Source organism: Metabacillus sp. GQ13 (genome assembly GCF_059758525.1).
The window spans coordinates 23,796-48,148 of the sequence record NZ_JCAXET010000014.1 but is presented as its reverse complement, the minus strand read 5'-3'; the positions used below and the strand labels follow the sequence as shown (position 1 = coordinate 48,148).

24 protein-coding genes and 1 riboswitch are annotated in these 24,353 nt (G+C 36.6%); all 24 genes read left to right on the top strand.

Annotation, left to right across the window (positions count from 1 at the left end; all coding sequences use genetic code 11):
• The first annotated feature begins 106 nt into the window (after window positions 1-106).
• The 24 genes from AC6CHR_RS17445 (at window position 107) to yunB (ending at window position 24,335) form a co-directional block, all read left to right on the top strand.
• Window positions 107-2,488 (top strand): 3-hydroxyacyl-CoA dehydrogenase/enoyl-CoA hydratase family protein, encoded by a 2,382-nt coding sequence (locus tag AC6CHR_RS17445; protein WP_498250392.1) that lies wholly within the window; start codon window positions 107-109, stop codon window positions 2,486-2,488.
• 101 nt (window positions 2,489-2,589) lie between these two features.
• A complete protein-coding gene (locus tag AC6CHR_RS17440) occupies window positions 2,590-3,765 on the top strand; it encodes an acetyl-CoA C-acetyltransferase (RefSeq protein WP_498250281.1) in 1,176 nt (391 codons plus the stop codon).
• A gap of 76 nt (window positions 3,766-3,841) precedes the next feature.
• Complete coding sequence (locus tag AC6CHR_RS17435) at window positions 3,842-5,626, top strand: acyl-CoA dehydrogenase FadE (RefSeq protein ID WP_498250280.1); 1,785 nt, start codon at window positions 3,842-3,844, stop codon at window positions 5,624-5,626.
• A 227-nt stretch (window positions 5,627-5,853) separates the two neighbouring features.
• Entirely contained in the window at window positions 5,854-6,213 is a 360-nt protein-coding gene (locus AC6CHR_RS17430; RefSeq protein WP_498250279.1) for an arsenate reductase family protein, read from the top strand.
• A 112-nt stretch (window positions 6,214-6,325) separates the two neighbouring features.
• On the top strand, window positions 6,326-6,709 hold the full coding sequence (gene gcvH, locus AC6CHR_RS17425; protein ID WP_498250278.1) for a glycine cleavage system protein GcvH: 384 nt from the start codon (window positions 6,326-6,328) through the stop codon (window positions 6,707-6,709).
• Between the two features lie 58 nt (window positions 6,710-6,767).
• Entirely contained in the window at window positions 6,768-7,004 is a 237-nt protein-coding gene (locus AC6CHR_RS17420) for a YusG family protein (protein WP_498250277.1), read from the top strand.
• 291 nt (window positions 7,005-7,295) lie between these two features.
• Entirely contained in the window at window positions 7,296-7,643 is a 348-nt protein-coding gene (locus tag AC6CHR_RS17415) for a toprim domain-containing protein (RefSeq protein WP_498250276.1), read from the top strand.
• Between the two features lie 21 nt (window positions 7,644-7,664).
• Window positions 7,665-7,970: a thioredoxin family protein gene (locus tag AC6CHR_RS17410; RefSeq protein ID WP_498250275.1), complete on the top strand. Its 306-nt coding sequence runs from the start codon at window positions 7,665-7,667 to the stop codon at window positions 7,968-7,970.
• A 140-nt stretch (window positions 7,971-8,110) separates the two neighbouring features.
• On the top strand, window positions 8,111-8,428 hold the full coding sequence (locus AC6CHR_RS17405; RefSeq protein WP_498250274.1) for an SCP2 sterol-binding domain-containing protein: 318 nt from the start codon (window positions 8,111-8,113) through the stop codon (window positions 8,426-8,428).
• A 221-nt stretch (window positions 8,429-8,649) separates the two neighbouring features.
• Window positions 8,650-9,966 (top strand): O-acetylhomoserine aminocarboxypropyltransferase/cysteine synthase family protein, encoded by a 1,317-nt coding sequence (locus AC6CHR_RS17400; protein WP_498250273.1) that lies wholly within the window; start codon window positions 8,650-8,652, stop codon window positions 9,964-9,966.
• A 269-nt stretch (window positions 9,967-10,235) separates the two neighbouring features.
• Window positions 10,236-10,343, top strand: a riboswitch (SAM riboswitch).
• A 203-nt stretch (window positions 10,344-10,546) separates the two neighbouring features.
• Window positions 10,547-11,572, top strand: coding sequence for a methionine ABC transporter ATP-binding protein (locus AC6CHR_RS17395; protein ID WP_498250272.1), 1,026 nt, complete (start codon window positions 10,547-10,549; stop codon window positions 11,570-11,572).
• On the top strand, window positions 11,565-12,230 hold the full coding sequence (locus AC6CHR_RS17390; protein WP_498250271.1) for a methionine ABC transporter permease: 666 nt from the start codon (window positions 11,565-11,567) through the stop codon (window positions 12,228-12,230). Before AC6CHR_RS17395 ends, AC6CHR_RS17390 begins: the two co-directional genes overlap by 8 nt.
• Window positions 12,231-12,247: 17 nt before the next feature.
• The gene (locus tag AC6CHR_RS17385) at window positions 12,248-13,087 is read left to right on the top strand and encodes a MetQ/NlpA family ABC transporter substrate-binding protein (protein ID WP_498250270.1); all 840 of its coding nucleotides are present in this window, start codon (window positions 12,248-12,250) and stop codon (window positions 13,085-13,087) included.
• A 481-nt stretch (window positions 13,088-13,568) separates the two neighbouring features.
• Window positions 13,569-13,721: a YuzK family famiily protein gene (locus AC6CHR_RS17380; RefSeq protein WP_498250269.1), complete on the top strand. Its 153-nt coding sequence runs from the start codon at window positions 13,569-13,571 to the stop codon at window positions 13,719-13,721.
• Window positions 13,722-14,239: 518 nt separating this feature from the next.
• Complete coding sequence (gene sufC, locus AC6CHR_RS17375) at window positions 14,240-15,025, top strand: Fe-S cluster assembly ATPase SufC (protein WP_498250268.1); 786 nt, start codon at window positions 14,240-14,242, stop codon at window positions 15,023-15,025.
• 23 nt (window positions 15,026-15,048) lie between these two features.
• A complete protein-coding gene (gene sufD / locus AC6CHR_RS17370; protein ID WP_498250267.1) occupies window positions 15,049-16,350 on the top strand; it encodes a Fe-S cluster assembly protein SufD in 1,302 nt (433 codons plus the stop codon).
• A complete protein-coding gene (locus AC6CHR_RS17365) occupies window positions 16,350-17,567 on the top strand; it encodes a cysteine desulfurase (protein ID WP_498250266.1) in 1,218 nt (405 codons plus the stop codon). The genes sufD and AC6CHR_RS17365 overlap by 1 nt, the downstream gene beginning before the upstream one ends.
• Window positions 17,560-17,997, top strand: a complete 438-nt coding sequence (gene sufU, locus AC6CHR_RS17360; protein WP_498250265.1) for a Fe-S cluster assembly sulfur transfer protein SufU — start codon at window positions 17,560-17,562, stop codon at window positions 17,995-17,997. The genes AC6CHR_RS17365 and sufU overlap by 8 nt, the downstream gene beginning before the upstream one ends.
• Before the next feature lie 38 nt (window positions 17,998-18,035).
• Complete coding sequence (gene sufB / locus AC6CHR_RS17355; RefSeq protein ID WP_498250264.1) at window positions 18,036-19,433, top strand: Fe-S cluster assembly protein SufB; 1,398 nt, start codon at window positions 18,036-18,038, stop codon at window positions 19,431-19,433.
• A gap of 378 nt (window positions 19,434-19,811) precedes the next feature.
• Window positions 19,812-20,681 (top strand): DUF72 domain-containing protein, encoded by an 870-nt coding sequence (locus AC6CHR_RS17350; RefSeq protein ID WP_498250263.1) that lies wholly within the window; start codon window positions 19,812-19,814, stop codon window positions 20,679-20,681.
• 5 nt (window positions 20,682-20,686) lie between these two features.
• Window positions 20,687-21,511 (top strand): sulfite exporter TauE/SafE family protein, encoded by an 825-nt coding sequence (locus AC6CHR_RS17345; RefSeq protein ID WP_498250262.1) that lies wholly within the window; start codon window positions 20,687-20,689, stop codon window positions 21,509-21,511.
• 128 nt (window positions 21,512-21,639) lie between these two features.
• Window positions 21,640-23,034: a bifunctional metallophosphatase/5'-nucleotidase gene (locus AC6CHR_RS17340; protein WP_498250261.1), complete on the top strand. Its 1,395-nt coding sequence runs from the start codon at window positions 21,640-21,642 to the stop codon at window positions 23,032-23,034.
• Between the two features lie 136 nt (window positions 23,035-23,170).
• Window positions 23,171-23,473 carry a YunC family protein gene (locus AC6CHR_RS17335; RefSeq protein ID WP_498250260.1) on the top strand — a complete coding sequence of 101 codons (303 nt, stop codon included), beginning with the start codon at window positions 23,171-23,173 and terminating at the stop codon, window positions 23,471-23,473.
• Between the two features lie 118 nt (window positions 23,474-23,591).
• On the top strand, window positions 23,592-24,335 hold the full coding sequence (gene yunB, locus AC6CHR_RS17330; RefSeq protein ID WP_498250259.1) for a sporulation protein YunB: 744 nt from the start codon (window positions 23,592-23,594) through the stop codon (window positions 24,333-24,335).
• Window positions 24,336-24,353: the final 18 nt, after the last annotated feature.

The following is a 24,353-nucleotide window of genomic DNA, read 5'->3' as shown; positions in this document are numbered from 1 at the left end:
TCCTTAAAAATTCTTTTATATTAGTAATAACGGAACTCATTCGCAAGGTTCATTTTTTTTAGTCAGAAAATGAATGAGTATTCATTCAAAAAGGGGGAAGAGCATGATCCAGCGAATTAATAAGGCTGCTGTATTAGGATCTGGTGTTATGGGGGCAGGCATTGCTGCACATTTAGCAAATATAGGAATCCCTGTCTTGCTATTAGATATCGTACCAAATGAATTGAATGAAGATGAGACCAAGAAGGGTTTGACGCTTGCAGATAAGCAAGTGAAAAATCGAATCGCAAATACATCAAAGCAAAAACTTTTGAAGCAAAAGCCAGCACCATTAACAGTAAAGGAAAATATCGAGCTAATTGAGGCAGGAAACTTTGAGGATGATCTACACCGTCTTTCAGAAGTAGACTGGGTGATTGAAGTGGTTGTCGAAAACCTTGCTGTTAAACAAAAGGTCTTCGGAGAAGTTGATAAATATAGAAAACAAGGTAGTTTGATTAGTTCGAATACATCAGGAATATCTGTGGAAGCGATGGTTGAAGGACGTTCTGTTGATTTTAAACGTCATTTTCTAGGAACGCACTTTTTTAATCCGCCACGTTACTTAAATCTTTTAGAAGTTATTCCAACAAAGGAAACGGATGAACAAGTTGTTTCATTTATGAAAACATTTGGTGAGGATATCTTAGGTAAAGGTGTAGTAGTAGCGAAGGATACACCCAATTTTATTGCAAACCGTATTGGGACATATGGGTTACTAATAACTGCACGCGAAATGATAAATGGTGGATATAGTATTGGCGAAGTCGATTCTCTTACAGGACCTCTAATAGGAAGACCAAAGAGCGCGACTTTTCGAACCCTCGATGTTGTAGGTCTAGACACCTTTTCACATGTTGCTAAAAATGTACATGAATTAGTTGAAGGCGAGGAAAGGGATGTTTTTGAGATACCTGCTTTCATGAAGAAAATGTTGGATAATGGTTGGCTTGGCAGTAAAAGCGGTCAGGGCTTTTATAAAAAGACGGGCAAAACGATACTTGAATTAAATCAAGACACATTTAAATATGAAGAAAAGAAGACTATGAAAGCAGCTTCTATTGAGTTAGCGAAGCAAACCAAAGGTCTAAATAATAAATTGAAAGCGCTTATTTATTCAGGGGATCGAGCTGGTGCTCTCTTACAACAAATAACGTTTCCGACGCTTGCTTACTCAGCAGAGCTACTTGGTGAAATAGCTGATGACATCGTGGCGATTGATTGTGCAATGAAATGGGGGTTTGGGTGGGAACTTGGCCCATTCGAAATGTGGGATGCAATAGGTGTTCAGAAGTCAATAGCTGAGATGGATAATCTAAGTATTACTATTCCTAATTGGGTAAGAGAAATGGTGGAGAAAGGAAATGAGTCATTTTATCGAAAGGAAAATGGTGTGCTTTTCTTTTATAAAAATGGAGAATATCGTCAAGTTCATCAAAATCCAAAAACGATAAATTTAAAAACATATAAAGAAGTGAATGGAGTTATTAAGAAAAATAGTGGTGCGAGCTTTATTGATATGGGGGATGGTGTTGCATTACTGGAATTTCATTCGAAAAGTAATGCGATAGGCTTAGATATTATCCAAATGATTAACTTCGCCATTGATGAAGTGGAAAGAAATTACAAAGGGCTTATTATTGGAAACCAAGGAAAAAATTTCTGTGTAGGAGCAAACCTAGGAATGATTCTTATGGAGGCCCAGGATGACAATATTTTTGAAATCGATATGGTAATTAAACATTTCCAACAAGCAATGATGCGTATCAAATATAGTAATAAACCAGTTGTAGCAGCACCATTTGGCATGACACTTGGTGGCGGAGCTGAAGTTTGCTTACCTGCAAGTAGTATACAAGCATCAAGTGAAACATATATGGGCTTAGTTGAAGTCGGTGTAGGATTAATTCCAGGTGGAGGCGGTAGCAAAGAGCTCTATATAAAACTGATTAATTCTATCCCGAAAGGTGCGGAGTTTGATTTACAATCGGTTGCAAATAAAGTGTTTGAAACAGTGGCAATGGCTAAGGTCTCAACTTCAGCAGCGGAAGCGAGAGGAAATCATTTTTTAAATGAAAACGACCAAATTAGCATAAATAGCGATCACTTATTATATGATGCAAAGCAACGTGTGATCGCTCTCCATGACAAGGGCTATCAGCCACCTATTAGAAAGAAAATACCTGTTGTTGGTGAAACGGGTTATGCAACACTATTACTTGGTGCACAATCAATGTATCAATCAGGTTATATAACAGAACATGACTTGAAAATCGCAAAAAAACTTGCCTATGTTATTGCCGGTGGCAAGGTCCCATATGGTACAGAAGTCGATGAACAGTACCTACTTGCTTTAGAAAAAGAGGCGTTTTTAAGTTTAGTGGAGGAAGGTAAATCTCAAGCTCGAATGCAACACATGCTAATGAAAGGAAAGCCACTTAGAAACTAGTAGATGTTGTTGTTTTAAAAAGTCCGGGAAAATTCCTATTTTTCTTGAATATCTTTTAAGGTTTGTAAACATTATCCAGGCAATGAAGGGGAGGTAAGATCATGCGGGAAGCAGTCATTGTAGCGGGTGCTAGAACACCTGTAGGGAGAGCGAAAAAAGGAACATTGGCCAATATGCGTCCAGACGATTTAGGAGCATTAGTCGTAGGGGAAACGTTAAAACGTATGGGAGATTATCAGGGGAATATCGATGATTTAATTATTGGCTGTGCAATGCCTGAAGCAGAACAAGGATTAAATATGGCAAGAAATATTGGTGCGCTTGCAGGTCTACCTCATACAGTTCCAGCAATTACAATAAACCGCTACTGTTCATCAGGTTTACAAAGTATAGCTTATGGTGCGGAAAGAATCATGCTTGGAACATCAGATACAGTGATAGCTGGTGGGGCTGAATCTATGAGTCTCGTACCGATGATGGGGCATGTCGTCAGACCAAATGTAAAACTTGCTGAAGAGGCACCAGAATATTATATGGGAATGGGCCATACCGCTGAGCAAGTAGCGATAAAATATGATATTTCCCGTGGAGAACAAGATGCCTTTGCAGTTAGAAGTCATCAACGAGCAGCTAAAGCAATAAAGGAAGGAAAATTCATTGAAGAAATTGTTCCCGTAGACGTACCAATTAGGTCTGTTAGTACTGATTATAAGCTACATGAGAAGGTCATTCAATTCACTGAAGACGAGGGAGTTCGCGCCAATACAACAATAGAAGTACTAAAAACGTTACGACCAGCATTCTCTACAAAAGGATCTGTGACAGCAGGAAACTCTTCACAAACTAGTGATGGTGCAGCTGCAGTAATGCTTATGGATAGAGAAAAGGCAACAACGCTAGGATATGAACCAATGGCAAAATTTCGCTCATTTGCAGTGGCGGGTGTACCTCCCGAAATTATGGGAATTGGTCCGATTGCTGCTGTCCCTTTAGCGCTAAAGTATGCAGGATTAGAGCTAGCTGATATTGGCCTATTTGAATTAAATGAAGCATTTGCATCCCAATCAATTCAAGTGATCCGAGAGCTAGGATTGGATGAGGAAAAGGTGAATGTAAATGGAGGAGCTATTGCTTTAGGACACCCATTAGGTTGTTCCGGTACGAAGTTAACATTATCGCTGATCCATGAAATGAAACGCCGAAATCAACAATTTGGAATCGTCACAATGTGTATTGGTGGAGGTATGGGTGCAGCAGGGGTATTTGAATTAATTTAACAAGCTCTGTGCTAGGTGGTTGCTATCAATCTAGATATCTAGATGAATCATTAAACAATAATTGGGGGAATTTTTCATGTCAAAAGTAACGCATGATCTGGTTAAAGGTGGTAGTTTTTTACTTGAGGATCTCTCGTATGATCGAATTTTTACTCCTGAGGATTTTACAGACGAACACAAAATGATTGCAAAGACAACGGAGGACTTTGTTGTTAATGAAGTGGTACCCAATCTTGAAGATATTGAAAACCATCAATTTGAAAAATCAGTAAAGCTGTTAAAACAAGCTGGTGAGCTTGGACTTTTAGGAGCGGATGTTCCAGAAGAATACGGCGGGATTGGTCTAGATAAAATTAGCTCAGCATTAATAACAGAAAAAATTGCAAGAGGTGGAAGCTTTTCATTATCCTTCGGTGCTCATGTAGGCATAGGCTCTCTACCTATAGTGTTATTTGGGAATGAAGAGCAGAAACAAACATATTTACCTGGTCTAGCTTCAGGAGAAACACTAGCCGCGTATGCGTTAACAGAACCAAATTCAGGTTCAGATGCACTTGGAGCCAGGGCGACTGCAAAGTTAAACGCAGAAGGTACACATTATATATTAAATGGAGAAAAGCAATGGATTACAAATTCAGGATTTGCTGACCTTTTCATTGTATATGCAAAAGTCGATGGTGAGCATTTCTCGGCATTTATTGTTGAACGAGATTATCAAGGTGTATCAACCGGGCCAGAAGAGAAGAAAATGGGGATAAAAGGATCTTCAACAAGAACCCTAATCCTAGAGGATGTACCAGTTCCAAAAGGGAATTTGATTGGCGAACTAGGTAAAGGGCATGTTATTGCTTTTAATATATTAAATATAGGCCGTTATAAATTAGCTGTAGGTACAATTGGTGGTGCTAAACGGGTAATTGATGTGTCTGTCCAATATGCAAACCAAAGACAGCAGTTTAAAACCCCAATAGCTAAATTTTCACTTATTGGCGAGAAACTGGCGAACATGGCTGTAAAAACATATGCGATGGAAAGTTCAGTATACCGAACAGTTGGCCTTTTTGAAGATCGAATGGGCAGATTAACAGACGAACAAACTAAAAATGGCAAAGAGGTTGCTAAAGCAGTTGCTGAATATGCAATTGAATGTTCATTAAATAAAGTATTTGGTTCGGAAACATTAGATTATGTAGTTGATGAAGGAGTACAAATTCATGGCGGATATGGGTTTATGGCTGAGTATGAAGTAGAAAGAATTTATCGAGATTCACGAATCAATCGAATCTTTGAGGGGACAAATGAGATTAACCGTTTATTAGTGCCAGGTACCTATCTCAGGAAGGCTTTAAAAGGAGAGTTACCTTTATTTCAAAAGGCGCAAAGTTTACAAGAAGAGCTCATGATGTTGATGCCAGAAGAAGTTGAAGATGGACCGTTAGAACAAGAAAAATACCTGCTAAAAAATGCAAAGAAAATTGGGATCTTAATCACTGGGCTAGCAGCACAAAAATATGGAAAGGAACTCCAAAGTGAGCAGGAGATCCTTGTAAATATAGCAGATATCGTCAGCCATATTTATGCAATGGAGTCAGCTATTTTACGTACAGAGAAGGCACTAATTAAGTCTGGAGAACAGAAAATAAAGCAAAAACTGCTATATACACAAGTCTATTGCCAAGAAGCCTTTAATGAGATTGAAGCACATGCGAAGGAATCGTTAATTGCTGTTGAGGTTGGTGATTCGTTACGGATGATGCTCTCGGCATTACGGAAATTCACTCGACATACACCGATTAATGTTATTAGTAAGAAAAGAGAAATTGCCGAGGCGATTATTAATAAGAACGCATACCTAGCATGATTAAACGATTTAGATAATAGGGAGTTGACCTGTCATTAAGGGTCACTCCTTTTCGCTATGTAGGAATGTGACTAATGAGTCTTTGCAATTCGGCTCAAATCATTAAACAGAAAACATAGCCGATGAGTTTTAAAAAGTATCTAATTAGAATGTTTCTAATTAGGCTTGTGGAAAAAGATATGATAAGATAAAGTAAAAGTAACTTGTATAATATAGGTGGTGAATGTATGTCAATACGCTTTTATTGGTATCCTAAATGTGGGACATGTCGGAAGGCAAAGAATTGGTTGGAAGATCAGAATAAAGATTTTGATGAAATACATATAGTTGAAAATCCACCAACTAAAGACGAGTTAAATTCCATGTATAAGAATAGTGGAGTAGAGCTAAAGAAATTTTTTAATACTAGTGGGAGAAAGTACCGTGAGTTAGGATTAAAAGATAAATTAGCTTCAATGACTGAAGAAGAAATGATCGAATTATTATCATCTGATGGGATGTTAGTGAAAAGACCAATTGCTGTGGAAGGTAACAAAATCACAATTGGATTTAAAGAAGATCAATATGTAGAAACATGGGGGAATTAATCAATAATTCTTGTATAGTTTGTTTCAAGCTGGTAAAACAATAATGAATCTACATAATGAAAAACTAAGCTGCTTAGTTAGAAAAAAGAGATTAATACTGGAGGTAATAAATATGAACACACCAAAAGAATTACGTTATTCTGAAGAACATGAGTGGGTAAAGGTAGAAGGTGAAAAGGTACGTATAGGCATTACTGATTTTGCACAATCTGAACTTGGAGATATCGTATTTGTAGAACTACCTGAGGTTGGCGCTGAAATTAAAGCAGATGAACCATTCGGTAGTGTTGAATCTGTTAAAACAGTGTCTGAGCTCTATGCTCCAATCAGTGGGAAAATTGTTGAAATCAATGAGGATCTTGATGATAGCCCTGAGTTTGTAAATGAATCACCATATGAAAAAGCATGGATGATTGTAATTGAACCTTCTAATATTGCTGATACTGAAGAATTAATGACAGCTGAGCAATACGTAGAAATGACAAATGAAGATTAATTAGAATGATGGCACTCAAATATGGACACCCTACAATTAGATAAAGGAGGGTGTCCATATGTCTATAGAAAAACAACGTTTGGATATTACTGATCGAGTTGTAGGTAAATTTAGTGAAGGTCAATTAAATCTTTATCTAGAAAAAGAGAAAATTGGTCAAATGGTAACAGAAAATAACTATCAATTAAAGTCAGGCTATGAATATAATGAAAGCCGTTTTTACCAATTTGCAGATGTAGTAACTGGAGCAGATCAAAAATATGTGGATTGTGATGATGAGAGCGGCTGGTGTTAAAAGCAGTGGAACAAATCCACTGCTCTTTTTATAAAGTTCTCTTTTCTAAATGTTGTTGCTATCAAACCGAGTAATATCGTTCATTGGATTTCTCCGTATAGTTGGAAGTTAGCGAAAACAGCCTTATATAAAGGTCGTTTCTTCTCAGGTTTTTAGTTATTCTATGTATTGGTATAAAATAACTCTAAGTTCCTAACATAGAGATTCTTAAAAAAACTTGAAATAAAGGGAAACAACCTCGACAAATCGAATAACTTATAAAGACTCTTACTATAAAAATAGGTGATGTTTATGTCGTTAGTTGAGGTTGAAAAGGTCCTAATTGTTGAAGGGAAATCTGATAAAAAGAAAGTTCTGCACGTATTAAACGAGCCAATCGAAATCATTTGTACAAATGGAACAATTAGTGTAACTAAGCTGGATGAAATGATTGATGAATTAATCTTGAAGGATGTCTATATACTAGTCGATTCAGATGATGCAGGTGATCGGCTAAGAAAACTATTTAAAAGGGAGTTTCCTGAAGCATCACATATATATATAGATAGAGCATATCGAGAGGTCGCTACAGCTCCTGATCACCATGTTGCCTCTGTTTTACTTAGTGCCAATATTGATGTGGATGCGAAATTTCTTTAGAAAGGTAAAGAGATTGTTGCTATGATTGAATGGGAAGAGAAACAGTTTACTATACAAAAAGAAGGTCTTAGTTTTTATTATCTTTATACACCAATGTGTGGGACATGTCAGGTAGCAAGAAAAATGTTAACAGTGATTGATGAGGTATTACCTTCAATTACGATCCATTCTGTAAACTTAAATTATTATCCGAAAGAGGCAATCGAGTTAGGGATTGAAAGTGTACCATGCCTACTGATCTTTGATGATGGAATCGAAAGAGAAAAAATTTATGCCTTCCAATCAGTGGGTTACTTACTGGACATAATAAAAAAACATTTGCCTTAACCTGACATATTTCTCGGGAAATACTCATATATTCACAAATGGTGTAGGAGTCAGCAGAAACTGTCGATATATTTATAAAGGAATCTTCCATTATTCAATGAAGTAAGTATAAAACTTCATTGGTATCGGGAGGTTCCTTTATGTATATGAAAACATTTATTGTTAATCTTAATAAAGCTAAGTTTCTGACACCGATCTTAATAAACAGAACACTTCTATTGGAAGTGAAACCAATTCAAAGAAATAGTTATTTTGTGAAAATGACATCAAACGGTGCTGAAATGATTGAGGAACCTTTATTAAAGGTTGATTTTATCTTGGAAGGAGAAGCTATTGATCTAGAAGAAGTATTATTAGGAAAAGGTAATTTAAAGCAATTAATTTCATTTGGAAAAATAAAGGTAACAGGTTCCTATCGAGATTTTTTAAAACTTGAGGCCATAATGAAGTTAAGTTAGATAGTTTAGTAGTTATGTTCTTCTTCAGCTAAAAAACCAGCAGGGAGCAACTATTTTTCGAGAAATCCACTAAGTAAAGACATTAAAATAAATGGTTAATAGTCTTGTATCTTCATGATGTAATCGTTTACTATTAAGGTAGTTTAAGTTGTGGGAATTTTCTAACTTTCACAAACAGCGAATTTAGACGTGCAAATAATCTTTGAATAGGAGGAATTATTATGAAAGAAAAAAGTACGTATCGTCCAGAAACGGTTACTATTCACGGTGGATTAAAGAAAGATACAATGACAGGGGCAAGATCGGTACCGATTTATCAATCTAATGCCTATTTATTTGATGATACAGAACATGCAGCAAACCTATTTGGATTAAAGGAACCTGGATACATATATACCCGAATCCATAATCCAACATCAACTGTATTTGAAGAGAGAATTGCTGAACTTGAAGGAGGGATTGGGAGCCTGGCTGTAGCGAGTGGTATGGCCGCAATCACACTCTCTATCTTAAATATTGCCGGTGCTGGGGATGAAGTTGTATCGGCTTCAGCATTGTACGGTGGGACATACAATTTATTTGCAACTACACTACCTAAATACGGTATTGATACAGTATTTGTGGACGTAAAAGATCCTGAAAATTTTCGTGCAGCGATAACGCCTAAAACAAAAGCGATCTTTGCAGAAACAATAGGTAATCCCAGCCTAGATGTATTAGATATTGAGGCAGTAGCTAAAATTGCGCATGAAGCAGGAATACCGTTAATTGTCGATAATACATTTGCTACACCTTATCTTTGTAAACCAATTGACCATGGAGCGGATATTGTCGTTCATTCGGCAACAAAATGGTTATTGGGAAATGGGACAAGCTTAGGTGGAGTAATCATTGATGGTGGAAACTTTAATTGGAATAATCCTAAGTTTCCAGGCTTCACAACTCCTGATCCAAGTTATCATGATTTAGTTTATGCAGATGCTCTAGGAGAACAGGCTTTTATTATAAAAGCTAGAGTGCAATTATTACGTGATTTAGGTCCTGCACTTAGTCCCTATAATGCATTTCAATTCACTCTTGGTTTAGAAACGCTTCATGTTCGTATGAAGGAGCATATTGCAAATGCGAGAAAAATGGTTGATTATTTGGAAAATCACCCAGCCATTGAATGGGTTCTATATCCCGAACAATCAGATAATCCTGATAAAGTCTTAGCAGATAAATACTTACCAAATGGAGCCGGTTCAGTCATCGTCTTTGGAATAAAGGGTGGTCGCGAAGCTGGAGCATCTTTGATTAACAATGTACAGCTTTGGTCACATGTTGCGAATGTTGGGGATGCAAAGAGCCTAATTATTCATCCGGCAAGTACAACCCATCAGCAATTAAGTGCGGAAGGATTAAAAAGATCAGGAGTCACTGAAGATTTAATTCGCTTATCGGTTGGAATTGAGCACATCCAAGATATTATCGAAGATCTAGATCAAGCAATTTACAAAGCAACTGGGGTAAAGGGAACTGAACAGGTTCATTCTTAATACAGTATGTAAAGTTACTTAAATCTTAAATTTCCAATACAACCAGATGTAAAAATGATTTCTTCGGATAAACTGGGGTGACTTTACAAAGTCATCTCACTTTTTTTGTCTATATGCATAGTAAAGTGAATAATAAAATCAAGAAAAATTATACTAAAAAATAATTATTAGCTTTTGAATTAATTGACATGATTTTAAATATCGTGATACAATCACATTCGTACTTAAGTCTGACTTGTAAAATAGTAAACTTTAATTATATAGTTGTTCTCTTATCAAGAGAGGTGGAGGGAAGTGCCCTTTGAAGCCCGGCAACCATCAACAGTGTTGAAATGGTGCCAATTCACGCAAAGCTGTATAGCTTTGGGAGATGAGAGAAAGGACATTTTTGCGCCTTTCTGCTCATGTTGCAGAAGGGTTTTTGTTTTTAGCTGGAACTTTTCTAACAATGATTTCTAGACGAACTCTTCAATCCAAATTCTATATAAGAAAAACAACAATCCTACTAACAAACTTATTATAGAAAAAAAGGATTAGTGAGATTATCCAAAGACATAAAAAACTGAAAGTAGGTGACAACTTGATTAGATTAGAGGGCGTTAATAAAGTTTATGAAACAAAAACGGGCAATGTAACGGCTGTTAATAATGTGAATTTGCAAATAGATAAAGGTGAAATTTTCGGGATTATTGGATATAGTGGGGCTGGGAAAAGTTCACTAATTCGTTTGTTAAATGGGTTAGAAAAACCAACTAGTGGTAGAATTAATGTTGCTGGAAGTCAAATTGACGAGATTCGTGGCTCGAAATTAAGAAAAGCTCGATTAGGAATTAGTATGATTTTTCAGCATTTTAATTTACTATGGTCACGTTCTGTTCAAGATAACATTGCGTTCCCATTAGAAATTGCAGGTGTAAAAAAACCTGAACGGATTAGACGAGTAAATGAACTAATCCGACTAGTTGGTCTTGAAGGTCGTGAGGATGCTTTCCCATCCCAATTAAGTGGTGGTCAAAAGCAACGTGTTGGAATTGCAAGGGCATTGGCAAATAATCCACAAGTCTTATTATGCGATGAAGCAACCTCAGCGCTAGACCCACAGACAACAGATTCCATTCTAGACTTACTTGTAGATATAAACAAAAGACTGGGATTAACAATTGTCCTTATTACACACGAAATGCATGTGATTCGAAAAATATGTAATCGAGTGGCGGTGATTGAAGAAGGAAAGATCGTCGAGCAAGGCGAGGTCCTAGAACTCTTCAAAAATCCAAAGGAACAGATTACTAAGAGGTTTATGAAGCAAGTAACAGAACCTGAAGAGACATTTGATACGATTAAAAATCTTGTCAACCATCACCCTGAAGGACAAATTATTCAACTTACCTTTGTAGGGGATTCAACGGAACAGCCACTTATAACAAACCTGATCCGTCATTATGACTTGGATATAAATATATTGCAGGGGAAAATCTCTCAAACACAAAATGGTGCTTATGGAACTTTGTTTATTCATTTAAAGGGTGAGCAAGATGTAATTGAGAATGCAATTACGTTCATTAAGTCCAACAAGATAGGTGTGGAGGTGATTGTTAATGAGTGAGTGGTATGAATTACTAAAATGGGAAAAACTGATGACTGCAACACAAGAAACCATTTATATGACACTGATCTCTGTTGCCCTAACATTTATTCTGGGGATGATATTAGGATTACTGTTGTTTTTAACCGGAAAAGCTGGGATGTGGGAAAATCGATGGATTCACACGATAGTTGGTGCGATTGTGAACGTGTTTCGCTCTATCCCATTTATTATCTTAATCGTCTTACTTATTCCTTTTACTAAGTTGTTAATGGATACCATTTTAGGCGCTAATGCTGCCTTGCCCGCCTTAATTATTGGAGCAGCACCCTTTTATGCTAGAATGGTTGAAATTGCGCTTCGAGAAATTGATAAAGGTGTCATCGAAGCATCTCATTCAATGGGTGCATCAAATTTTGAAATCATCTTTAAAGTCTTGATTCCAGAAGCTCTACCAGCATTAATTTCAGGGATTACTGTCACAGCTATTGCTCTTATTGGGTATACAGCAATGGCAGGCGTTATAGGTGCAGGTGGATTAGGAAACTTTGCTTACCTAGAGGGTTTTCAGGGTGGTAATACACTATTAACACTGGTTGCAACTATAGCCATCTTAATACTTGTGTTTATTATCCAAGCTATTGGCGATCTTCTAACCAAAAGAATTGATAAACGATAAAAATAGGAGGAATTGTAATGAATAAAAAACTAGGTTTCATTTTAGTGACTGTTTTATTGTTAGCACTAACTGCATGTGGTGGGGGCAATAGCAGTGAAGAAGGTACAGAAGAAAACAAAAACACACTAACTGTTGGCGCATCTGCTATCCCACATGCGCAAATATTAGAAGAAGCAAAGCCGCTTTTGGCTGAGGAAGGTATTGAGCTTAAAGTAGAAGTATTCCAAGATTATGTCCTTCCAAACATTGCACTAAAAGAAAAAGATATTGATGCAAACTATTTCCAAACACCAGGATACTTAGAGCTAGAAATAGAGAAAAATGAGTACGATTTTGTTAGCATTGGTGAGATTCATAAAGAACCGATCGGAATTTATTCCAAGGAATACAATAGTCTTGATGATCTTCCAGAAGGTGCACAAGTTATCATGAGTAATTCGTATAGTGATCATGGACGTATCCTTCCGATCTTCGAAAAGGCTGGTTTGATTAAACTTAAAGAGGGCGTAGGCCAAAATGCCAGGGTAGAAGATATCGTAGAAAATCCAAAAAAATTAGATTTTTCTACTTTGATTGAAGCTAAGCTTCTTGCTACTTCATTTGAAAATGGAGAAGGGGACGCAGTTGCGATAAACGCAAATTATGCTTTAGAAGGCAAACTTAATGTTGAGGAAGACGGTGTAGCTTTCGAAGGAAGTGATGTCGTACCATCAAACTTAATTGTAGTAAGAAAAGAAGATGAAAACAGCGAAAATGTTAAAAAGTTAGTTGAGGTATTAAAATCCAAAGAAATTCAAGACTTTATTAAAACAGAATATCAAGGATCGGTAATTCCTGCTGTTACTGAAGTGGAATAGATTCGTAAGGCTGACACTATTGTTTTAGTGTCAGTTTTTTTGTTTTTATAGAACCTCTTTTATTGGCTAAGATTGTGTTCAAGATCGAGGGATGAAAGATAATATAGAGAGAATATCCGAAAATCTAATTTGAACATGATTTGAATAGTAGGCAAATTAAAAGTGTAAAATCCTCAATTTAGTTTGTTAGATAATCTGATCTTCTTAATCCTTACAAAATCCCCTGTAAATTTCATTAAATTGTAGGTTTAATAATATGATATTGAGTATTCTTGAGTGATATCGAGTAAATGTACAATATATATGTGCTATTTTTGTCAGGCAAATGATTATGGAGCATTAGCTTTTGTCACATAATCTGACGCACTTTGAGTTATTAGAAAATTCTTGATAAACTTTTAAACGTAGTAAAAAAAGTTGAAGGGATTGGTTCATTATTCACTCGAATCAGGAAACAATTGAGATCAACTACACAACTGAGATGGAAAAAGCTATGCATCATTCACATGGTATGGGGTATGAAGAATATGCACAGAATCATGAAAAAAGAATGGATGTAGAAATGAACCGTGAAAAGGATTATCGTAAGAGTCAATTAATTTATGCAGAAATTGAAAGAAGAATGAAAAAATAAACGAATATAGTAATACAAAGAAAGAACCAGCTCACTTTGAACTGGTTCTTCTTTGCATTAGGCTCGAAAAGAGCACTAAGATATAGTTAAAACGTGTACATTAGTACTTTGTACGGAAAACATCAAATATTTGCAAAAACAGCCTTGTATTATGCTATTCAAGAGACTCGAGGATCAAAAATACTATATCTAAAAACAACTATTAAAAAGATCATGATATACATTCCCAAGAGTTTGTTCACTTATAGAGAATGTTTTTTACTTGTAGGTGAAAACTAATTCGAAGAGGAAAGTAGTTATTGAAAATAAATGATCGTTTTATCAATGCGTATATTGTGGTTGATGTTGAATTTAAAAATTAAAGTATAGGTATTAGAGGCCAGGTGAATTGTTCCCTTCATACCTCGACATATTTCGAGGTTAACTCTTAAAGGTTGTGTTCACTTTTCATTTGTTATAAGATTAGAATGAGAATAAAATGAGAATTAGTAAACTTTATATATTATGGAGGTATAGTTATGGCAGGTTCTACATTAATCATTAAGGATTTACACGTAGAAATTGAAGGAAAAGAAATACTTAAAGGTGTAAATCTCGAAATAAATGGTGGAGAGTTCCATGCAATTATGGGACCAAATGGTACGGGTAAATCTACGTTGTCATCAGCGATCATGGGTCACCCAAAATATGAAGTAACACAAGGTAGTATTACATTAGATGGTAAAGATGTATTGGAAATGGAAGTAGATGAACGTGCACGTGCAGGTCTATTTTTAGCCATGCAATACCCAAGTGAAATTAGTGGTGTTACAAATGCTGATTTCTTGCGATCTTCAATTAATGCTCGTCGTGAAGAAGGCGAAGAAATTTCATTAATGAAATTCATCCGTAAAATGGATGGCAATATGGAAGAGTTAGATATGGATCCAGATATGGCACAACGTTATTTAAATGAAGGTTTCTCAGGCGGAGAGAAAAAACGTAATGAAATCCTACAATTAATGATGATTTCACCAAAAATTGCTATTCTTGATGAAATTGATTCTGGTCTTGATATCGATGCATTAAAAGTGGTTGCAAAAGGTATTAATAAAATGCGAAATGAAGAGTTCGGATGTTTAATCATCACTCACTATCAACGATTGTTAAATTACATCACACCAGACAAAGTACATGTTATGATGCAAGGTCGTGTGGTGAAATCCGGTGGACCTGAATTATCACAACGCTTAGAAGCAGAAGGTTATGACTGGATTAAACAAGAACTTGGTATTGAAGACGAAACTGTAGGGCAAGAAGCATAAGTGTAAGGGGGACTATTAGACGTATGGAAACGATAACTTTCGATCAGGACTATGTCACAAGCTTTTCAAAACAGCTTGGTGAACCAGATTGGCTAAAGGATCTTCGCTTACAAGCTCTTGCAAAAGTTGAGGATCTTCCAATGCCAAGACCAGATAAAACAAAAATTGATAAATGGAATTTCACTAACTTTAAGAATCACACAGTAACTAGTGAAAAATTACATTCATTAAATGATTTGAACGATGATGTCAAAGCTTTAATTGACTTAGATTCTGAAAATAAAAACTTATATGTACAAATAAACAATACAGCAGCATATACTTCTTTATCACAAGAATTAAAGGATAAAGGTGTTATTTTATCCGACATTCATACTGCAGCTAGTGAACATTCTGAATTAGTTAAAAAGTATTTCATGACTGATGGTGTAAAGGTGGATGAGCATCGCTTAACAGCTTTACACGCAGCTTTAGTCAACGGTGGAGTATTCGTATATGTTCCTAAAAATGTTGAAGTAACTGAGCCGATCCATTCGGTATTTGTTCATGATAATCCTGACACTACGTTATTTAATCACGTTATAGTTGTTGCAGAAGAAAACAGTTCAGTAACATATGTTGAAAATTATATTTCAACTGTAGAAGCTGAGGAAGGTATCTTTAATATTGTTGCTGAGGTATACGCTAACGCAAATGCGAAAGTAACATTTGGAGCAGTTGATACTTTAGCAAAGGGTATTACTACCTATGTTAATCGTCGTGGAGTTGTTGGACGTGATGCTCGTTTAGAGTGGGCATTAGGACTAATGAATGATGGAAATACGATTTCGGAAAATATCACCAATTTAATTGGCGATGGATCTTTTGGAGATACAAAGTCAGTTGTTGTAGGTCGTGGCGAACAAAAGCAAAACTTTACAACAAAAGTTGTTCATCACGGTAAAAACTCTGAAGGATTTATCCTAAAGCATGGTGTTATGAAAGATAGTGCATCATCTATCTTTAACGGGATCGGACACATCTTACATGGTGCTACGAAATCAAATGCTGTTCAGGAATCACGCGTTCTTATGCTTAGTGAAAAAGCACGTGGTGACGCGAACCCAATCCTTTTAATTGATGAAGACGACGTTACAGCTGGACATGCTGCTTCTGTTGGTCGTGTTGACCCATTACAGCTCTACTATTTAATGAGTCGCGGAATTCCAAAGGTTGAGGCAGAACGTCTTGTCATTCATGGATTTTTAGCGCCAGTTGTGAATCAGCTTCCAATTGAAGGAGTACGAAAGCAATTAGTTGAGGTTATTGAAAGGAAAGTCCAATAATGAATGTCACTGATATTCGCAAACACTTTCCGATTTTGGACCAACAGGTAAATGGGCATCCCTTAGTTTACCTGGACAGTGCAGCAACCTCTCAAAAACCGATTGCTGTAATCGATGCCGTTTCCACATACTACCGTGAATATAATTCTAATGTTCACCGTGGAGTGCATACACTAGGTACGAGGGCAACAGACGGCTATGAAGGAGCGCGCGAAAAGGTAAGGCGGTTTATCGGCGCGAAATCAACACAAGAAATTATCTTTACACGCGGAGCAACGACAGCAATAAATACAGTTGCCCAAAGCTACGGACTAACCAATGTCAGAGAAGGTGACGAAATTGTCATCACATACATGGAGCATCACGCTAATGTTATCCCTTGGCAACAAGTAGCAAAGGCAACTGGTGCGACGCTTAAATATATTCCACTACAAGAAGATGGCACTATTGCTTTAAGTGATGTTGAAGAGACCGTTACTTCCAACACAATGATTGTCGCTGTGATGCAAGTATCAAATGTGTTAGGTACAATTAATCCTATAAAAGAAATTGCTAAAATTGCTCATAACCATGGAGCAATTATGGTAGTTGATGGAGCACAAAGTACGCCACATATGAAGGTTGACGTTCAAGAATTAGACTGTGATTTCTTTGCGTTTTCAGGTCACAAAATGTGTGGTCCAACAGGAATCGGTGTTTTATACGGCAAAAAAGAACTCCTCGAAAAAATGGAGCCAGTTGAATTCGGTGGAGAAATGATTGACTTTGTTGGTTTACAAGAATCAACTTGGAAAGAGCTTCCTTGGAAGTTTGAAGCAGGTACACCAATCATCGCTGGGGCAATTGGTCTTGCAGCCGCAATTGACTTTCTTGAGGAAATTGGACTCGAGAATATCGAGAAACATGAGCATAAATTAGCTCAATACGCATTAGAACAATTAAGCCAAGTAGATGGTATGACGATTTACGGACCAAAGCAACGTCCAGGATTAATTACCTTTAATATTGATGACGTTCATCCACATGATGTAGCAACTGTATTAGACACGGAAGGTATAGCTGTCCGTGCAGGTCACCATTGTGCTCAGCCACTTATGAAATGGTTAAAGGTCTCTGCAACAGCAAGAGCTAGTTTTTACCTGTATAATACAGAAGAAGAAATTGATAAATTAGTTGCAGGCTTAATCAAAACAAAGGAGTTCTTTAGTCATGTCTAATCATAATAATCTTGAGACATTATACCGACAAGTTATCATGGATCATTATAAGAACCCTAGAAATAAAGGGATTCTTGATAATACACTGACGGTTGATATGAACAACCCAACATGTGGTGATCGTATTCGGCTAACACTTGAACTTGAAGATAATGTCGTAAAGGATGCAAAATTTGATGGAGAAGGCTGCTCCATTTCAATGTCATCTGCATCGATGATGACACAAGCGATTAAAGGAAAAACACTTGATAAAGCGTTAAAGCTTTCTGAAATATTTTCTGATATGATGCTCGGTAAAGAATACGATGATACTATCGACTTAGGTGACATCGAATCTTTGCAAGGAGTAGCTAAGTTTCCTGCACGTATCAAATGTGCTACATTGGCTTGGAAAGCAATGGAAAAGGGAGTTAATAACCACGAAGAATAAGTTTACCGATAAATTTTAATAGACAGGAGTGATTGTAGATGGCAAAGAAAGCACCTGAAATGGGCGATTACAAATATGGTTTCTCTGACAAGGATGTCTCCATCTTCCGTTCTGAGCGAGGTTTGACGAAAGAGATCGTTGAAGAAATATCTCGTATGAAATCTGAACCGCAATGGATGCTGGATTTCCGATTGAAATCATTAGAAACGTTTTATAAGATGCCAATGCCACAATGGGGAGGCGATATGTCTTCTTTAAGTTTCGATGAAATTACCTACTACGTAAAGCCTTCTGAAAAATCAGAGCGTTCATGGGATGAAGTACCTGAAGAAATCAAAAATACATTTGATAAATTAGGTATTCCTGAAGCAGAACAAAAGTACTTGGCTGGTGTATCTGCACAGTATGAATCAGAGGTTGTTTATCACAACATGAAAGAAGATCTTGAAGATCTTGGTATCGTATTTAAGGATACAGATACTGCACTAAAAGAAAATGAAGAACTATTCCGTGAGCATTTCGGTAAGGTGATTCCACCAACTGATAATAAATTCTCAGCACTTAATTCAGCAGTATGGTCTGGTGGTTCTTTCATCTACGTACCAAAAGGTATTAAAGTTGATACACCACTACAAGCGTATTTCCGCATTAACTCTGAAAACATGGGACAATTTGAGCGTACCCTTATTATTGTAGATGAAGGCGCACATGTTCATTATGTTGAAGGTTGTACGGCACCAGTTTATACAACGAACTCTCTTCACAGTGCTGTTGTAGAAATCATTATTAAAGATGGCGGCTATTGCCGTTACACAACGATTCAAAACTGGGCAAACAATGTATTCAACCTAGTAACAAAGCGTGCGGTTTGTGAAGCAAATGCAACGATGGAATGGATCGATGGAAACATAGGTTCTAAACTGACAATGAAATATCCTGCCGTTATCCTTAAAGGTGAGGGTGCTCGTGGGATGACGCTATCTATTGCGATTGCAGGAAAAGGACAGCATCAAGATGCTGGCGCTAAAATGATTCACTTGGCTCCGAATACATCTTCAACGATTGTTTCTAAATCCATCTCTAAACAAGGTGGTAAAGTAACATATCGTGGTATCGTCCATTTTGGCCGGAAAGCGGAAGGCGCAAGATCGAATATTGAATGTGATACTCTCATTATGGATAATCAATCAACATCAGATACCATTCCTTATAATGAAATTTTAAATGACAATATTTCACTTGAGCATGAAGCGAAGGTTTCTAAGGTTTCTGAAGAACAATTATTCTACCTTATGAGCCGCGGTATTTCAGAGGAAGAAGCTACTGAAATGATCGTAATGGGCTTTATCGAGCCATTTACAAAAGAACTTCCAATGGAATATGCAGTCGAGATGAACCGCCTAATCAAGTTTGAGATGGAAGGTTCTATCGGTTAATAAAATGGAGGACTGACAAATTATTTGTCAGTCCTTTTTATTTATTCGTTAGCCCCAGAAAAGTCAGTTCTTTACGAGTGGTCAATTTCTTTGCGTTCTTCGTGACCAATAAAGATCGAGTAAATATAGTGAGATTTAAGGCCAATATTTTAGTTTGATTCTTTAAAACTGAGTACAATTATTATTCCATTAAGAGAAAATCCACAAGTTCACTTCAATCGATTAAGTTACCTACATGACCTACATGCTTCCCGCGTAAACTCCCTTACACATTTAAAATATTTAGAGATTCAGTTCGATGTTCTATACCCTTATGTCGTGGTATAGTATGAATATAAAATGTATCTATAAAACAACTTGCTTCAAAGGATGATTTGATTGACAATTCAAATAGGTGTCACAGGTTGGGGAGATCATGATTCCCTTTATCCTTTAAAAATTAATCCATCAACTAAATTACAAGAATATGGAGCCCATTTTCCGACTGTAGAAATAGATTCGAGCTTTTATGCGATTCAGCCTGAGCGTAATATTCAGAAATGGATTCGAGACACACCTGAAACATTTCAATTTATTCCAAAAGCATATCAAGGTATGACAGGGCATCTCAGAGGAGAAAGTCCCTATGAGCATAAGCAGGATATGTTTAAAGCGTACAGAAACTCTGTTGAACCATTAAAAGGGGCAAATAAGCTTGCAATGATCTTATTTCAATTTCCACCTTGGTTTGATTGTAGCAAAGAAAATGTTACATACTTAAAATGGTGTCGAGAACAAATGGCTGATCTAGATGTCGCACTTGAATTTCGCAATAGATCGTGGTTTTCTCCAAAATACTATGATAAAACATTAAAGTTTATTGAATCAGAAAAATGGATTCATTGTATTGTGGACGAGCCACAGGCAGGTGACAGATCAATCCCCACTGTTCTCCATCCTACAGATTCAGATAAAACGCTAATACGCCTTCATGGTAGAAATGTCCATGGCTGGACGATGCCAGCTTCAGGAGAAAATTGGCGAGATGTACGGTATTTATATCGATATAACTTGGAAGAATTAAAACAGTGGAAAGATAATCTTCATAAACTAAAACGGGATACGGACACGATTTACATGTTATTTAATAACAATTCAGGTGGAGATGCAGCAGATAATGCAAAAATGATGATAAACCTTTTAGATATTACTTATACAGGACTATCTGAGAAACAACTCAGCCTATTCAGTGATGAAAGGGAGTTATAAGGTTTATGGAATGGATAATTTTGTTGCTTGTAGGTGTTGTTGCAGGAACGTTAGGCAGTCTAGTAGGACTTGGTGGGGGGATTGTTGTTGTTCCAATGTTACTTGCGTTAGGATCATACTTTACAGCTTTTGAAGATATGACACCCCAGGTAGCGGTAGGAACGTCCTTATTAGTTGTCATATTTACAGGTTTATCCTCGACCTTAACTTATATGAAAGTTAAAAAAGTTGATTATAAAAGTGGGCTTATTTTCTTTATAGGGAGTGGTCCAGGTGGTATTCTAGGTGCCTATGTAAACAAGTTATTTACTACAACGTCATTTTCAATAGGCTTCGGTCTCTTCATGATCCTTGTCTCTATTAGTTTAATGGTAAAGGATAAACTTCCTCAAATGAAACAGAGACCTGGTAAAAAGGTCAGTCGGACTTATATAAGTGAAGATGGAACGGAAGTATCTTATTCGTTTCATGCAGTACTAGGTGTTATGATCGCATTTGTCGTTGGCTTTATTTCAGGGTTGTTTGGTATTGGCGGAGGTGCATTGATGGTCCCAGCAATGCTGCTACTCTTTATGTTCCCGCCACATGTTGCGGTTGCAACCTCAATGTTTATTATATTCTTATCTTCATCAACAAGTTCCCTAGCTCATATAGCACTTGGAAATATTGAATGGGTATTTGCAGCTATTCTAATTCCAGGGGCTTGGTTTGGCGGAAGATTTGGTGCTACTATCAATACAAGGCTAAAAGGGAAAACAATCATAAACTTGTTGAGGTTCGTGCTTATCATTGCTGGTATAAAGTTAATATATGATGGGATTATCGGATAATAAATTTTTTTCTACAAAACCACGATTAGTTTAAAGCAATGTTTACTGTTCGCTTTAACAATAGTAAACAGAGGAGCATATCGATTATTAACCATTAAGAATCAACCTTTATATAAGGAGAGAGAAACATGAGTGAGACTATCCATCTATATCATACAAACGATTTACATAGTCATTTTGAAAACTGGCCAAAAATTGTTCATTTTCTAAATCAAAAAAAAGAATATCATAAACAGAATAATGAACAAATGCTCCTTATAGATATTGGTGATCATACTGACCGTTTCCATCCTATTACCGAAGCTTCCAAGGGAAAAGCCAATATAACATTATTAAACAAGCTTCAATATGACGCAGTGACAATCGGGAATAATGAAGGGATCACGTTTTCAAATGAAGATTTAGATAGCTTATATGCTGCAGCGGATTTTCCAGTCATCCTATCTAATTTATATACCGAGCTAGGGGAAAGACCACCATGGGTTGTACCATTTCAAATTAGGACTTTGAAAAATGGGACGAAGATTGCCTATTTAGGTGTTACTGTTTTTTATGAGAAATTTTATGAACTGTTAGGTTGGAAAATAAAAGATCCCTTTCAAAGCTTGTTAGAAACAGTAAATCAAGTAAAGGGAAAAGTCGATATCATTATTTTGCTGTCCCATCTTGGCATAAGTGATGATGAAATTATCGCAAATGAATTTCCAGAGATAGACGTCATTGTTGGCGGGCATACACATCATGTACTACAAAGTGGAAAAATGATTAATGATACATTAGTTGCGGGCGCAGGAAAGTATGGTCAGTACGTAGGTCACATATCTCTAACCATAGACAACAAAGATCAAGTCCTTGCAAAACGTTGTGCTGAACTTTTTCCAATGGACGAGCAACTAGAATCATGCAGTGATACAGAAATGTGGTTGCAGCAAACATTGGTAGAGAGTGAAGTTACATTGTCTGAAATTGTAGGTTATTTACAGAACGACCTTACTCTCGATTGGTTTAATGAATCACCCTTCCCATTATACTTAGCACAATGCCTCCGAGAGTGGTGTGATGGAGAGATAGCAATGGTTAATTCTGGGATGCTGTTAGATCCATTAAGGAAGGGGCCTGTTACGAAAAAAGACCTCCATCGAATCTGTCCACACCCAATCAATCCCTGTAAGGTGTACTTGAAAGGGGATGTATTGAAAGAGGTTATTGTTCAATCTAGGGAAGAGAGAATGGAGAATCTTCAACTTAAAGGACTTGGTTTTAGAGGTAAGGTGATGGGGAGAATGGTGTTTGATGGAGTTGAGGTTGTGATGAAGAAACTCGCTGATGGTAAACTTCATGTAACCGATGTATTCATACATGGAACCCCAATTGATTATGAGCGAGTTTATGCTGTTGCGACTGTCGATATGTTTACACTTGGTCCTTTATTCCCGCAAATTTTTCAAGCGGAAAACAAGACTTTTTATATGCCAGAGCTTCTGCGAGATTTAATAGCATGGCAATTAGCGAAAAATAGCTAATCCATTGGGGCATAAAAGAAATAACTTTCAGTATTGGATTAGCAAGTATTGAAATTATTAAATAAATCGGGGAACGTCTATTCACGAATCCTTATCTTATTCATAAAATTAGAATAAGAAGGGAGTGTAGATAGTAATGGTTAGCATGACTCCGGTTGTCATTGATGGTAATCAATTTACAGCCATCACAGTTGCTTTACCTAAGACCAATTTTATGGCAATTACCAATGAAAAGGGCTATATCATGTGCGGCGCATTAGATATCGCTTTATTAAATGAAAAGTTAAAAGATCGAGGAATCATTGCCGCTCGAGCAGTTGGTGTCAGAACACTTGATCAATTACTTGAAGCACCATTAGAATCTGTCACATATGAGGCAGAAAAGCTTGGAATAGTTGTTGGAACAAAAGGAAGAGATGCTTTGCTTAAAATGGTATGACAAGAAGATTAATGATAGTAGTAAATAATAAAAACCATAATAAAAAGTAATTCTTAAAAAAATGTGCGTACATCCCTCTTAACGAGCATAAACATAGCTTGTAAAGGAGGGATTCTTTTTGGCTAAATTTCGCGGACGCCGCCCTCGTCGTGGGCCTTTGCCTTTTCGTTATGTGTTATTACTAACGGTTGTTATTTTTATACTGCTTACGGCAACAAGCTTTTGGATTGTAAATGAGGAGATTACTCCTACCTTAATGGAAATTGCAGAGATGGAAGCAACTTCAGTAGCAACAACAATTATCCATGAGGCTGTAAAAGAAGAGTCAAATAATACATCAGATTTTAACGAATTAGTTGTTGTCGAAAAAGATAATGATGGTAATGTAAGTACACTTAAATTTAACCAGGCTGAGGTTCGATCTGAACTTGATAGGGTGACCGATAATATTACTAAAAAGTTAAACGAAATTGAGAAGAATAATTTTCATAGCAAGAATCCTAAAAAGCAAGAAATGGAACTAGATGATGGAATTGTTTATGCAATACCACTAGGTCAAATTACTGGTAATGCTATTCTTAGTGCGTTAGGTCCAGATATTCCAGTTCGTCTTTATTTAATTGGTGATGTACATACTGACATCAAAAGAACTAGAGAAGAATATGGAATTAATGCGGCTTTTCATGAAGTATCAATCGAGGTAGAGGTTACCGTCCAAGTGGTTATCCCATTTTCTATCAAACCAGCAACGATAAAAAATACCATTCCAATCATAGGAGTGACTGAACATGGAGATGTTCCTCAATATTATAATGGAAATGGAGAGTCCAACCCTGCAATTGAATTACCAAAGGATAAGTAGTTGCTACTAGACATAAAT

Bases quoted from the DNA above. Each gene is read 5' to 3' on its own strand.
- sufC (WP_498250268.1), top strand. From the start codon at position 14,240: ATGGCAGGTTCTACATTAATCATTAAGGATTTACACGTAGAAATTGAA.
- AC6CHR_RS17340 (WP_498250261.1), top strand. From the start codon at position 21,640: ATGAGTGAGACTATCCATCTATATCATACAAACGATTTACATAGTCAT.
- AC6CHR_RS17345 (WP_498250262.1), top strand. From the start codon at position 20,687: ATGGAATGGATAATTTTGTTGCTTGTAGGTGTTGTTGCAGGAACGTTA.
- AC6CHR_RS17335 (WP_498250260.1), top strand. From the start codon at position 23,171: ATGGTTAGCATGACTCCGGTTGTCATTGATGGTAATCAATTTACAGCC.
- AC6CHR_RS17380 (WP_498250269.1), top strand. From the start codon at position 13,569: ATGGAAAAAGCTATGCATCATTCACATGGTATGGGGTATGAAGAATAT.
- gcvH (WP_498250278.1), top strand. From the start codon at position 6,326: ATGAACACACCAAAAGAATTACGTTATTCTGAAGAACATGAGTGGGTA.
- AC6CHR_RS17390 (WP_498250271.1), top strand. From the start codon at position 11,565: ATGAGTGAGTGGTATGAATTACTAAAATGGGAAAAACTGATGACTGCA.
- AC6CHR_RS17410 (WP_498250275.1), top strand. From the start codon at position 7,665: ATGATTGAATGGGAAGAGAAACAGTTTACTATACAAAAAGAAGGTCTT.
- AC6CHR_RS17430 (WP_498250279.1), top strand. From the start codon at position 5,854: ATGTCAATACGCTTTTATTGGTATCCTAAATGTGGGACATGTCGGAAG.
- AC6CHR_RS17420 (WP_498250277.1), top strand. From the start codon at position 6,768: ATGTCTATAGAAAAACAACGTTTGGATATTACTGATCGAGTTGTAGGT.
- AC6CHR_RS17385 (WP_498250270.1), top strand. From the start codon at position 12,248: ATGAATAAAAAACTAGGTTTCATTTTAGTGACTGTTTTATTGTTAGCA.
- AC6CHR_RS17365 (WP_498250266.1), top strand. From the start codon at position 16,350: ATGAATGTCACTGATATTCGCAAACACTTTCCGATTTTGGACCAACAG.
- AC6CHR_RS17405 (WP_498250274.1), top strand. From the start codon at position 8,111: ATGTATATGAAAACATTTATTGTTAATCTTAATAAAGCTAAGTTTCTG.
- sufB (WP_498250264.1), top strand. From the start codon at position 18,036: ATGGCAAAGAAAGCACCTGAAATGGGCGATTACAAATATGGTTTCTCT.
- AC6CHR_RS17435 (WP_498250280.1), top strand. From the start codon at position 3,842: ATGTCAAAAGTAACGCATGATCTGGTTAAAGGTGGTAGTTTTTTACTT.
- AC6CHR_RS17400 (WP_498250273.1), top strand. From the start codon at position 8,650: ATGAAAGAAAAAAGTACGTATCGTCCAGAAACGGTTACTATTCACGGT.
- sufU (WP_498250265.1), top strand. From the start codon at position 17,560: ATGTCTAATCATAATAATCTTGAGACATTATACCGACAAGTTATCATG.
- AC6CHR_RS17415 (WP_498250276.1), top strand. From the start codon at position 7,296: ATGTCGTTAGTTGAGGTTGAAAAGGTCCTAATTGTTGAAGGGAAATCT.
- AC6CHR_RS17440 (WP_498250281.1), top strand. From the start codon at position 2,590: ATGCGGGAAGCAGTCATTGTAGCGGGTGCTAGAACACCTGTAGGGAGA.
- sufD (WP_498250267.1), top strand. From the start codon at position 15,049: ATGGAAACGATAACTTTCGATCAGGACTATGTCACAAGCTTTTCAAAA.